This is a genomic window from Rhodoblastus sp. (assembly GCF_019449565.1).
Lineage (GTDB): Bacteria > Pseudomonadota > Alphaproteobacteria > Rhizobiales > Beijerinckiaceae > Rhodoblastus.
This window is the reverse complement of the sequence record NZ_JAGRPM010000081.1, coordinates 1-11,738: the sequence shown is the minus strand read 5'-3', so window position 1 is coordinate 11,738 and position 11,738 is coordinate 1. Positions and strand designations below refer to the sequence as shown.

General features: G+C 61.8%; 9 protein-coding genes, 1 tRNA gene and 3 pseudogenes. 6 read left to right on the top strand and 7 right to left on the bottom strand.

The window, feature by feature from the left end; genetic code table 11:
- Positions 1-2: 2 nt before the first annotated feature.
- The 4 genes from QZ409_RS18085 to QZ409_RS18070 all read right to left on the bottom strand — a co-directional run bounded on the left by QZ409_RS18085 (position 3) and on the right by QZ409_RS18070 (position 5,436).
- Positions 3-140, bottom strand: coding sequence for a hypothetical protein (locus QZ409_RS18085; protein ID WP_296714063.1), 138 nt, complete (start codon positions 138-140; stop codon positions 3-5).
- Positions 141-209: 69 nt separating this feature from the next.
- Complete coding sequence (locus tag QZ409_RS18080; RefSeq protein WP_296714061.1) at positions 210-3,272, bottom strand: efflux RND transporter permease subunit; 3,063 nt, start codon at positions 3,270-3,272, stop codon at positions 210-212.
- Positions 3,269-4,357, bottom strand: coding sequence for an efflux RND transporter periplasmic adaptor subunit (locus QZ409_RS18075; RefSeq protein ID WP_296714059.1), 1,089 nt, complete (start codon positions 4,355-4,357; stop codon positions 3,269-3,271). Before QZ409_RS18075 ends, QZ409_RS18080 begins: the two co-directional genes overlap by 4 nt.
- Complete coding sequence (locus QZ409_RS18070) at positions 4,354-5,436, bottom strand: efflux RND transporter periplasmic adaptor subunit (protein ID WP_296714056.1); 1,083 nt, start codon at positions 5,434-5,436, stop codon at positions 4,354-4,356. Before QZ409_RS18070 ends, QZ409_RS18075 begins: the two co-directional genes overlap by 4 nt.
- A gap of 107 nt (positions 5,437-5,543) precedes the next feature.
- Between QZ409_RS18070 and QZ409_RS18065 the strand changes: the two genes are divergently transcribed.
- Positions 5,544-6,215 (top strand): TetR/AcrR family transcriptional regulator, encoded by a 672-nt coding sequence (locus QZ409_RS18065; protein ID WP_296714228.1) that lies wholly within the window; start codon positions 5,544-5,546, stop codon positions 6,213-6,215.
- A gap of 16 nt (positions 6,216-6,231) precedes the next feature.
- Positions 6,232-6,307: transfer RNA gene (locus tag QZ409_RS18060), tRNA-Glu, on the top strand.
- A gap of 32 nt (positions 6,308-6,339) precedes the next feature.
- Here QZ409_RS18060 and QZ409_RS18055 read toward each other — a convergent pair.
- Positions 6,340-6,780 (bottom strand): hypothetical protein, encoded by a 441-nt coding sequence (locus QZ409_RS18055; protein ID WP_342394857.1) that lies wholly within the window; start codon positions 6,778-6,780, stop codon positions 6,340-6,342.
- Positions 6,771-7,439 (bottom strand): annotated as a pseudogene (locus QZ409_RS18050) (IS256 family transposase); the annotation flags it as partial. The pseudogene QZ409_RS18050 and the gene QZ409_RS18055, both read right to left, overlap by 10 nt.
- On the opposite strand from QZ409_RS18050, the pseudogene QZ409_RS18045 reads away from it, so the two are divergent.
- The 3 genes and pseudogenes from QZ409_RS18045 to QZ409_RS18035 all read left to right on the top strand — a co-directional run.
- Positions 7,439-8,335, top strand: a pseudogene (locus QZ409_RS18045) (IS21 family transposase); the annotation flags it as partial. The pseudogenes QZ409_RS18050 and QZ409_RS18045 sit on opposite strands and share 1 nt — an antisense overlap.
- A pseudogene (gene istB, locus QZ409_RS18040) lies at positions 8,325-9,032 on the top strand (IS21-like element helper ATPase IstB); the annotation flags it as partial. The pseudogenes QZ409_RS18045 and istB, both read left to right, overlap by 11 nt.
- A gap of 229 nt (positions 9,033-9,261) precedes the next feature.
- Positions 9,262-9,468: a hypothetical protein gene (locus QZ409_RS18035; RefSeq protein WP_296714054.1), complete on the top strand. Its 207-nt coding sequence runs from the start codon at positions 9,262-9,264 to the stop codon at positions 9,466-9,468.
- Here the strand turns inward: QZ409_RS18035 and QZ409_RS18030 are convergent.
- Positions 9,465-9,800 carry a hypothetical protein gene (locus tag QZ409_RS18030; RefSeq protein WP_296714053.1) on the bottom strand — a complete coding sequence of 112 codons (336 nt, stop codon included), beginning with the start codon at positions 9,798-9,800 and terminating at the stop codon, positions 9,465-9,467. The two genes, QZ409_RS18035 and QZ409_RS18030, sit on opposite strands and share 4 nt — an antisense overlap.
- Positions 9,801-9,937: 137 nt before the next feature.
- On the opposite strand from QZ409_RS18030, the gene QZ409_RS18025 reads away from it, so the two are divergent.
- Positions 9,938-11,614 (top strand): SpvB/TcaC N-terminal domain-containing protein, encoded by a 1,677-nt coding sequence (locus QZ409_RS18025; RefSeq protein WP_296714051.1) that lies wholly within the window; start codon positions 9,938-9,940, stop codon positions 11,612-11,614.
- Positions 11,615-11,738 lie beyond the last annotated feature (124 nt).

Here is an 11,738-nt window from a genome sequence, read left to right as displayed (position 1 = left end):
TCCTAAAAACAGGTCCAGGCGGCGTTGAGGGCGGTGACGAATACCAGTGGCCCGTAGATCGCCCAGAGCGCCAATGCGGCGCCCGCGAGACCGACCGACAGTCCGCCCGCCAGCCAGAGCCAGATTCTGTCACGCGCCATCTTCAGGCCCAAGGAGTAATTGCGGCGATTGCGCCTCGACGTGAAGGCGCAATCCCTAAATGGCTCTCATCAGGCCGGATGTCCAGCTTGCTCGGGCCGCTTGATGCGGAACCAGGCCAGATAGAGCGCCGGCAGGAACAGCAGGGTCAGAGCCGTGCCGACCACAATGCCGCCCATCATCGCATAAGCCATCGGACCCCAGAAGATCTCACGCGAGATCGGGATGAGCGCCAGCGTCGCGGCGGCGGCGGTGAGCATGATCGGCCGCATGCGGTGCTGGGTCGCCTCGCGCACGGCGTCCCAGGGCGCGACGCCTTCCTTCAGCAAGGTCTCGATCTGGACGATCAGGATGACCGAGTTGCGGATCAGGATGCCGATCAGGGCGAGGACGCCGAGCGTGGCGACGAAGCCCATCGGAGAATGGCTCGACAGCAAGGCCACGACCACGCCGATAATGGCGAGCGGCGCGACGGCGAAGACCAGGAACAGCCGGCTGAACGATTGAAGCTGGATCATCAGGATCGTGGCCATGATGAACAACATCAAAGGCATGACCGCATTGATCGGGCCTTCGGCCTTGGCGCTTTCCTCGACCGCGCCCCCGACCTCGACCTTGTATTCCGGCGGCAAGGTCTCGGCGAAAGCCTTCACCTCCGGCGCCAGCTCCGTGACGACCGTCGCTGGCTGCACACTGTCGTTGACTGCGACCTTGATCGTGATCGTGGGTAGGCGCGAGCGCCGCCAAATCGTCGGCTGTTCCAGCCCATAGGTGAAATTGGCTACGGCGGCGAGCGGCACGGACTGGCCATTGGCGGCGGGCAATTGCAGGTTCTGGAGCGTTTCGACGGAAGCGCGCTCGTCGTCGCGGGCGCGGGCGATAACGTCGACAAGATAGATGTCGTCGCGCACCTGTGTCACGGTCGCGCCATTGACAATGCTGTTGAGGGTCGAGGCGATGTCCTGCGACGACACGCCGAGCGTGCGCGCCTTGTCCTGCAGCACATTGACGCGGACCATGCGCGCCGGCTCCATCCAGTCGAAGGTCACGTCGCCGAGATGGCGATTCTTCGCGACGATGTTGCCCAGCGCCTGCGCGTGGTTGCGCACCTTCTCGATGTCCGGCCCGCTGACGCGATATTGTACGGGGCGGCCGACCGGCGGCCCGATGTCCAGCAGATGGACGAAGGCGTCCGTGCCGGGAAAGGCGTTGCGCAGCCAGGCCTGATATTTGGCGCGCAGCCGGTCGCGGGCCTCGATGCTCCTGGTCAGGATGACCATCTGGCCGAAGGCGATATTGGCCGGCTGCACGTCGAAGGACAGCACGAAACGCTTGGCGCCCTCGCCGACATAAGTGGACCAGTGATCGATATCGGGGTCGCCGGCCAGAATTTCACGCTCGAACCGGGCCATCTGGTCGTTGGTGTCCTGGATCGAGGCGTTCTGCGGCAAGTTCCAGTCGATGATGAGCTCGGGCCGGTCTGAGCTGGGGAAGAACTGTTGCTGCACGAAGCCCATTCCGAAGATCGAAAGGGCGAACACGGCGAGCGTCGCTCCGATCGTCAGCCAGCGATGGTTCATGCAGAATTCGAGCGCATGGTCGAATCCGCGGCCAAAAAAGCCCTTACCCGTTTCGTGATGGCCTTTCATCTGCGCCGGCAACAGGGTCACGCCGAGCAAGGGCGTGAACAGCACCGCGACGAACCAAGACACGATCAGCGATACGGCGATGACGACGAACAGAGTGAAGGTGAATTCGCCCGCCGCGCTGCTGTTGAGGCCCACCGGGATGAAGCCCGCCACCGTGACCAGCGTGCCAGTCAGCATCGGGAAGGCGGTGCTGGTATAGACATAGGTCGCGGAGGTGCGCAGGTCGTCGCCGGCTTCGAGCCGCGCGACCATCATTTCAACCGCGATCATGGCGTCGTCGACCAGCAGGCCGAGCGCGATGATCAGAGCGCCGAGCGAAATGCGCTGCAACGAAATGTCGGTCGTGCGCATCACCAGGAAGGTGATGGCGAGCACCAGCGGAATGGCGATGGCCACCACCAGGCCCGCGCGCCACCCGAGGCTGATGAAGCTGATGCCGAGCACGATGATCACGGCCTCGAACAGGCCGCGGGTGAAGCCGGACACAGCCTCGTCCACCACGGCGGGCTGGTCGGAGACGCGATAGATGTCCACGCCGACCGGCAGATCCGACTTGATATGTTCGATCTTCTTTTCCAGCGCGGCGCCGAACTCGAGCAGATTTGCGCCCTGCTTCATGCCGATGGCGAGGCCGATCGCCGGCTCGCCCTTGTAGCGGAATAATTTGGTTGGCGGATCTATATAGCCGCGCCGGACGGTCGCCACGTCGGTGAGCGGGAAGAAGCGGTCGTTGATGCGCAGGTTGATGGCGCGCAGGCTTTCTTCGGATGTGAATTGCCCGCTCACCCGCACGGCGATCCGTTCCGGGCCAGCCTGCACGAAGCCAGACGGCGTCACCGCATTCTGCGCCGCGAGCGTGTTCGTGATCGCTTGCAGATCAAGGCCGAGCGCGGCGACCTTGCGCGTGGAGAACTCCAGATAGATCGCTTCGTTCTGCTCCCCGATCAGATCGACGCGGCCGACATTCGGAACGGTGAGGATCTGCGAGCGCGCGAATTCGACCTGGTCGCGCAATTGCCGCAGCGACAGTCCATCGGCTGTGAAGGCGTAGATGTTGCCGAACACGTCGCCGAAGCGATCATTGAAAAAGGGCCCCTGAACGCCCGCGGGAAACTGGCCCTTGATATCCGCGATCATATTGCGCACGCGGACCCAGATTCCCTCCACATCGCGCGCCTTGGTCGTCGGCAGCAGATTGACGAAGACGATGGTGTCGCCAGCGGTGGTGATGGAGCGGGTGAAATCGAGCGATTCCAGCTCTTCAAGCTTGCGCTCGATCCGTTCGGTGACCTGCAGCGTCACTTCGTCCGCGGTGGCGCCGGGCCAGTTGGCCTGGATCACCATGGTCTTGATGGTGAAGTTCGGATCTTCCTCGCGGCCGAGCTTGAGATAGGAGAAAAAACCCGCCAGCAGGAAGACGAGCATGAAATACCAGATCAGCGAGCGGCGATCGAGCGCCCAGTCGGACAGGTTGAATCGGCTCACTTCGCCTCGCTCCCATAAATTCGAACGGTTTCGCCTTCCTTGAGGCGGTGGACGCCGGCGGTGACAATCCGCTCGCCGGGTTGCAGACCGGCGCGTACGATCCAGCGCCCTTCCTCGCGGTCCGGCGCGATCTCGACGTCGCGCAGCGTCACTTTCGAACTGGCCGGATCGACCACGAAGACGCGCGCCTTGTCGCTCTGACGCAGCAGCGCGGATTCGGGAATGCGGATGGCGGCGCTGGCCTCACTGGCAAGGCGAGCGTAGATCGTCGCGCCGATGCGGAAGGAATCCGGCGGATTGTCCAAAGCGATCTTCACGCGCCGGCTGCGCGTCACGGAATCGGATTCAGGCGCGATTTCACGAATGGTTCCCGAGACCGTCGCGGCCGGATTGATCTGCAGCGAAACGTTGAATTTTTGTCCGAGCCACAAGGCGTCGACAATGGTGTCGGTGGCGTCGATCACCGCGTCGCGCCGGCTCGGTTCGGCCAGGGTCACGATCGACTGGCCGGGCGAAACGGTCTGGCCCACTTCGGCTGAGGTTGCAGTGACAACGCCTGAATAATCGGCTTTCAAGACGGCGTAGGAGAGCTGTTCCCGCGCCTTGGCGAGATTCGCCTCGGCCTGCGTCATGTTGGCCTGGGCTGCGGCGCGCTCCTGCTCCGCTGTGTCGAAGGCGGCCTGCGACGTGGTCTTCTTTTCGAGCAAGGCCGATTGGCGGGCCTCAGTGGAGGTGGCGTTGTCGAATTGCGCGCGGGCGCTGGCGAGATTGGCGGTCGCCACGCGGGCGGCCATTTCGAGCGACAGCGGATCTATCGCCGCTAGGGTCTGCCCCGCCTCGACGCGATCGCCGACCTTGACCGGGCGCGAGATCATGCGGCCGATGACGCGAAAGCCGAAGGGAGTCTGCACCTGCGGCTCGACCGTGCCGGAGAGCACCATATCAAAGGCGGGGCTCGGCTCCACCAACAGGGTCATCGCCGGGCGGGGGGGCGGCGGCGGCTCCGGTTTCTTGCCGCAGCCGGCGAGCGAAGCGGCCAGGGCCAACGGCAGAACGGGCAGGAAGTGCGCAAGCCTGGCCATCATGAATGCTCCCCCTCGCGGGGGGCGACGCTTTGTCCCTCGCGCAGAAATTTTCCGCCATCGATCACGACGCTTTCGCCGGGCTTGAGGCCGCCGTCGATGATGATGCGTTCCTTGTTGTAGCGCGCGACATCGACCGCCCGCAGATGAACGGTCTTGTCTGCCGGATCGATGATCCATACGGCGGGCTTGCCGTCTTTGGCGCTCATCGCCGTCCACGGAAGGATGAAGACGTCGTCGAGGCGCAGGCGTCCAGTACCGGTCACGGCGGCGCCGAGTGGCAGAGCCGGGCCGTTGGGATCGATCTCGACTTTCACCTGAACTGTGCCCGTCTTGGCGTCGACGACGGGCGAGACTTCGCGAACCTTGCCCACCGTTTTGATGGACGGGTCGCCGACCAGTGCGAGACCGATTTCTGGCGTGCTGAGCTTGCGAGAGAAGGCGGCTTCATAAAGGGCGAAGACCGCGTCGCGCGGACCGTCCTGCGCCAGCACGAAGGCCATCTGCGCGGCCTGCGCGACCTGGCCGACTTCGATGTTCCGCCCCGTGATCACGCCCGGATGGCCGGCGCGCAGGTAGGTATAGGAGAGTGCGTCCTTCGCCGTGGCGACCTGCGCCGTGGCGACGTCGAGCGAGCCGGCGGCGGTGCGTTGCGCCCGCTCCGCGAGGTCATAGGCCGCCTGAGTGGCGTAGCCATTGGCGAGCAAAGCCTTTTGCCGCTCATAGGCGGCGTCGAGCTGGCGCTTGGTCGCCTGCGCGCCCGCGAGTCCGGCCTCCGCCGACTTGAGATCGGCCTCCTGTTCGGTCGGGTCGAGCCGCGCCAGAACGTCATCCGCGCCGACATGCTGGCCGATGTCCGCCTTGCGCTCGATCACGCGCCCGCTGATGCGGAACGAGAGTTCGCTCTGCACGAGGGCGCGCACCGTCCCCGTCAAGGTGATGTCGCTCTCATAGGATTGCGGCTGCGCTATTTGCGCGACGACGGGGAAGGGGGGGCGCGGCGCGGGCGCAGCGCTTTCTCCGCAGCCGGCAAGCGGCAGGGCGGTCAGGATGAGAACGGCGAGACGGGGGAAGGCCGTCATAAAGACTCCTTGCGGCGAGGCAATGAAGAATCTGCTGGGCTTTTGGCCCGGATCAGGATTATTATTGACTGACTGGAAAGTCAATAAGGATGAGATCGCGGGTGAGAATGATGAAGGAGCGGGCGCGCCGCAAGGCCCAAAGGCCGGGAGAAATTCTGGAAGCCGCTTTCGACGCCTTCGCCGAGCGCGGCTTCGCGGCCACGCGCATGGAGGACATCGCCGCGCGCGCAGGGGTCACCAAGGGCGCGATCTATTGCTATTTCGACACCAAGGAGCGCCTGTTCGAGGAGATGGTGGATCATTTCTCGCAGGGCATCCTGTCAGACGCGGGCGCCATGCTCGCGGCGGCGAATGGAAGTTGCGCGGAAAAGCTCAAGGCATTTCTCATCTATATGTATGGGCGCTGCGCGCGGGATCGCTACGGGCGTGAAATGCTTCGCTTCATGGTGTCGGACGGCAAGAGCTTCCCAAGGCTTGTGGAGCACCATTACCGGGATTTTTTCGCGCCGGCGATGCGCATGGTCTCCGAATTGCTCGCGGCCGGCGTCTCCAGCGGCGAATTCCGCCCCGAAATCGCGAAGCATGGGGCGGAACTCGTCGTGGCGCCCTCGGTGTTTCTGAGCTTGATGCGCCTGATTTTCGACCAGAGGCTCGAGATCGACGAAGAGGCCTATATCGCCTTGCACGCCGACCTTTTGCTCAACGGCCTGTTGACATCGGCGGCGCGCGAAAACTTGTTGGCGGGAAAGACTTGCAGCGGCGGCCCCGCCCCGATATAGAACGATTCTCCGCGCTGCTCCCTTCGTCTAGCGGTCTAGGACGTCGCCCTCTCACGGCGAAAACAGGGGTTCGAGTCCCCTAGGGAGCGCCAATTAAATCAATAAGTTAGCTATTTTTCAGCTCTCAAAAGTCCGTTTTTGGGAAACTTTTGGGGAGAATCCGTGCTCGTCCGCCAGCGGGTGCTGACGTCCAGTTTTTATTTTTCGGGAACGGCAGGAGCCCGTTGACCATGGGTCCGCCGTGGCCAGCGGCGGACGCTTTCGCGCCTTGAGAACGCAAACGTGCGTTCCCTATCGACGCCGGCGAAGCCGGGCTCTTCACAAAGGCCGCCGGCGCCATGACGATGAGTTCACCGCGCCGAGCCTTTTCGTAGCGCGCCGATAAGGAGCATTGCCGCAATAGATCGAGTTCATACTCATTGAGGCTGCCCTTGAGGCCGAGCAGCAGGCGATCATTGCCATGTCGCGGCGCATAGACGGTCTCCGGATCGATCAACACCGTATCGACGACATGGCAAATCTCGATCAATTGCTGCCAGTCGCGGCTGTTGCGCGCACGATGCAAGTCTGGACAGTCGCCTCCTGGAAGACGGCGACAATTGCTTCCGGAAAGCCCTTGAGCCCATCGACGATGGCGATGAGGATGTCTTCTACTCCGGGGGGCTTCATCTCGTTCAAGAGCCCGAACTTGGCTCCTTCGTTTTGCTCGAGCCAGAGCCCAAGAATTTCCTTGGCTCCGTCGGCGCGAACGCCGAGCGCGACATGAACGGCCTTGTTGCGAACCAGCCCTTCATCCCCGATCTTGACGCGCAGGGCGTCAAAGAAAACCAAGGGGTAAACCGGTCCGAGCCGGCGGGCCTGCCAGGCCGCGACTTCGTCGAAAACGGCGTCGGTGACCGCGCTAATCAGGTCCGGCGAGACGTCGACACCATAAAGATCGCGCAAGTGTCCGACGATCTCACGCACGCTCATGCCGCGCGCATACATGGAGATGATCTTCTCGTCGAAGCCCGGAAAACGCCGTTGATATTTGGCGATGAGTTGCGGATCAAACGTCGACTGCCGCTCTCTCGGGATATCCAGCTCGATCCGGCTGGTCTCAGTCGTGACAGTTTTTTTGCCGTAACCGTTGCGGCTGTTGCCTGCGTCGCCAGTCGCCAGATGATGATCCATCTCAGCGTTTAGGGTTCGCTCCGCCAGCGCCTTTTTCAGATCGTCCAGCAAACGCTCGGTTTTCCGCGATGGTCAGCCACTATCTGTTCGACGCCGAGTTTTGCAATCCGGCGTCCAGCTGGGAGAAGGGGCAGGTTCGAAAAGAACGTCCAGGACGCGCGCCACCGGCTGTGGCAGCCGACGCCGTCCTTTGCGGATCTGGGCGCCCTGAACGACTGGCTGGAACAGCGCTGCATCGAACTGTGGCGGCAAATCCCGCATGGGACCCAGCCTGGAACCATCGCCGATGTCTGGGCCGTGGAAGCGGCTTGCCTCATGGCGCCGCCGCGACCGTTTGACGGCTTCGTCGAGCACGCCAAGCGCGTGTCGCCGACCTGTCTCATTCATCTGGAGCGCAATCGCTATAGTGTGCCGGCTTCCTTCGCCAACAGGCCGGTCAGCGTGAGGTCTACCCTGAGCGGATCGTCATCGCCGCGGAAGGGCAGATCCTGTGCGAACATCCGCGGATCATCGAGCGCTCCCATCATCTGCCGGGAGGAACGGTTTATGACTGGCGCCATTATCTGGCGGTGCTCCAGCGCAAGCCGGGCGCCTTGCGCAACGACGCGCCCTTCGTCGATCTGCCGGAGGCCTTCAGACGCTTGCAACAGCATCTTCTCAAGCGTCCAGGCGGCGACAGGGAAATGGTCGAGATCCTCGCCCTTGTCCTTCATCATGATGAGCAGGCCGTTCTATGCGCCGTCGAGATGGCGTTATCCGCGGGCGTTCCCACCAAGACCCATGTCCTGAATCTTCTTCACAGGCTGGTCGACGGCAAGGAGGCGACAACTCCTCAAGTGGACGCGCCGCAGGCTTTAATCTTGATCAAGGAGCCGCGCGCCGATGTCGAGCGCTACGATGCGCTACGCGGCAAAAGCCGGACACGGGAGGCTCGCAATGCGTCATGACCCCGCCAGCGCCGCCCTCGTGATCATGCTGCGCAGCCTGAAGATGCATGGGATGGCCCAGGCCCTCAGCGATCTCATGGAGCAAGGATCGCCTGCCTTTGACGCAGCCGTTCCCATGCTCTCGCAATTACTGAAGGCCGAAACCGCCGAACGCGAGGTCCGGTCCGTCGAGTACCAGATCAAGGCGGCCCTCTTTCCGGCCTACAAGGATCTGGCCGGGTTCGATTTTACCACCAGCGAGATCAATGAGGCGCTGGTGCGCCAACTGCACCGTTGCGAGTTCATGGACGGCGCCCACAACGTCGTCCTCATCGGCGGCCCGGGAACCGACGAGACCCATGTCGCGACCGCGCTCGGGGTTCAGGCTGTCGAACATCATCACAAGAGGGTGCGCTTCTTCTCCACAGTCGAACTCGTCAATGCGCTTGAACAGGAAAAGGCCCAGGGGAAAGCCGGCCTGATTGCAGAGCGGCTGGTCAGATCCGACCTCGTGATCCTCGACGAACTCGGCTACCTGCCGTTCAGCGCCTCCGGCGGCGCCTTGCTCTTCCATCTGCTCAGCAAGCTTTACGAGCGCACCAGCGTCGTCATCACCACGAACCTGAGCTTCAGCGAATGAGCCGGGGTGTTCGGCGACGCCAAGATGACGACGGCTCTGCTCGATCGCCTCACCCACCACTGCCACATCCTCGAAACCGTGGGCGATTCGAATCTTCATCCCTTAATCGTACCATGGAAATCCAGATAGCTAGATATGCGCAGCGTTAAATTTCAAGGTCGCACGCATCCCGTGAGTCGGCAACGGCCGCGACGAAAGATCGTGGGCAAAATTCTTCTTACGTCCTTCGGGGTCGTCCGGGGGTTGATGACGACGCGCGACTCCCATATCGAAATGGCTCCATAGTCGCCTGATGGAGAGCGCGATCGTGACGATCGAAGCGATGGATGTCTTGCACACTCAGGTCGTGTTCTTGATTGACGCGATCAGGACCCACGTGGCCCTCGCCAAGGAGGCGAATTCGCCGGAGGAATTCGCCGCCATTCTCGACGAGATAAGGGAGACGGCGGAGGTCATCATGACCGCCACCACCCAGGCTCGCGAAGTGATCAACGGCCCCTTCGAGGACGCCTAGGCGCCGGCCACGACGACGGGCCGCTCCGCCTTTTCCTTAGGGCGTCCGGGGACGGCGCCGTCGATCGCGACCGCCATTCGCCCGGCGGCGTCCCCGAGACGCTCGCGGACGGCCGGCGACGCCGCGGCGACCATGTATCCGGCGTCGACGTCGCCCACCATCGCGCATTCCGTGCGCGGACGCAGGCGCCAGCGGATGGCGACCAGCAGACAGATCGCGGAATCGACCCGGTCCTGATCGGCCTTCCTGGGCGCTGCCCTCGGCGACGTTTCCAGCCACGCGGCGAGTTCGTCCAGTCCGAACCGCTCGGCCTCCGCGCCGTCCACCGCCATTTGCTACCTCAAAACGGAGTATCAAGGCGATATCTGGACGATAAGTTGACGAAATTGTGATTTTTCCTCGGCTGCCAACTCGTGGTTACGTTCAAGGAATTGGATTGAATTTTTGTTGATGTGTTGGGGGGGCGGGCATGCGCAGTCGCACCTATTTGTCACTTTTCGCCGCGCTTGCAGTAAACATTTTTGTTGCGAATCTCGCTTTGGCCGAGGTCGCAATCGGATCAATTCCCGGCTCATTCGATGTGACCCTCTCCGGCAGCGCGAGTTATTCCGTGCCGATCAAGATCGCGCCGGGAGCCGCAGGCACCGAACCCAGAATTCAGTTAGTGTACGACAGTCAAGCCATTGGCGGCGCCATGGGCCCCGGCTGGTCACTGAGCGGACTATCTGTAATCACTCGTGGCCCCAAAGACCAGTTTACCGATGGCACGATCGCTGGTGTGCATCTCGATGAGAGTGACGCACTGTATCTCGATGGCCAACGTTTAGTCCCAATCTCACAGTCTGGCGCGGGGGGCAGCCGCAAAATCGAATACAGGAAGGCATTCGACGATCAGACAAAGATTGTGCAAACTGGCGCCGATTTCGGCTCATCCGTCTTTTGGGTCCAAACCAAGGGTGGAATACTTATTACATTTGATGGTTCTAATAACAGTAGAGTCCATTTTTCTGATAAAACATTGGCAATGGCTGAGAGCTTCGTCTTTGACACGGTTGGTAATTACATACAGTTCGAATACCGGCCGGACAACAACGGCGATTACAATATTACCAGCATAAAATACACGGGGCTAGGCACGGCTAATCCTGCCGGCGGTGTTAACGTACGTCGCGCACCGTTTGCTTCCGTAACCTTCGAGTATGATCCTGCGCCTCCGCTTACGTCCTACATCGCCGGTCGTCTGTTGGTTCGGGATGTGCGCTTGAAGAGCATACAGTCTGTCGTTGCCGATAGACCGAGCATGCCGGCTTCTCGTTATGAGTTGGAATATAAAGACCGTTCGAATGCCGACCGGTTTGTGCTGTCCACCCTGCACCAGTTCGGAGACGACGGACAGGAGCTTAGCCCCACGAGGTTCACATATTCGGAGCCAACCATCGCGTGGAAGAAGGTTGATTATTCGTTTCCAAGTTCCGCCGTGCTTGCGGGGAGAGAACGCCTGGGGGCGGCCTACCGGTTCGCGCACTTCGCGCCGACCGGTACACGGCCTGACCTGCTCTTTGCCGCTCAAATCGCAGGCAAGCTCGAGGCGTTCGCTTTCCGCAACGATGGGCCAACGGCGCCGAATTTTTGGGCCCCTCTCCCGGGGTTCAAACCACCCGTCCCATTTATGACCGCTGAAGGCGCCGACTTAGGAGTAATTGTCGCCGACGTCGATGGCGACGGACGCGTCGACCTTCTTCAGAGCTACAGCATCAACGGTCAAAAGACGACGATTTCCTATTTGGCCAAAGTAGATTCCTTTGAGCTGCACGACGAATACAAGTTGCCGTTCGTAGTTAGCAGAGACGGGCGGGTTGTTGCGCAGTACCGCTTTGCTAACTGGTGGCATGGGCCTGGCCCGGATTTGCTCTATCAGTCCGACACAGAATCGGGGTTCTTGCGGAACACCGCCACGGGCTGGGAACCCGACCCTCTCCATGCTCCGCCTCGAGACCTAGTAATCGACGCGCGCTTGCATGTGATCGATATTGATTGCAGCGGCGCTCCCACCCTCCTCGGCGTAGGCCCGAAGCCAGGCGGCGGGTTGGAGTGGAAGGTATACAGATTCGACGCGGCCAGAGGTTGGGTTGTTGATTGCCACTGAGAACTGACCCGCTTTGGGCGGGCATTTCCACTGAGATTTGACCCATGTTTGAACTTCTCCCGGCTGGCGTCAGCGGGGGTCTTTGGAGTGATAGACATGGCGTTATTGAGCGTTATCCGGCGCT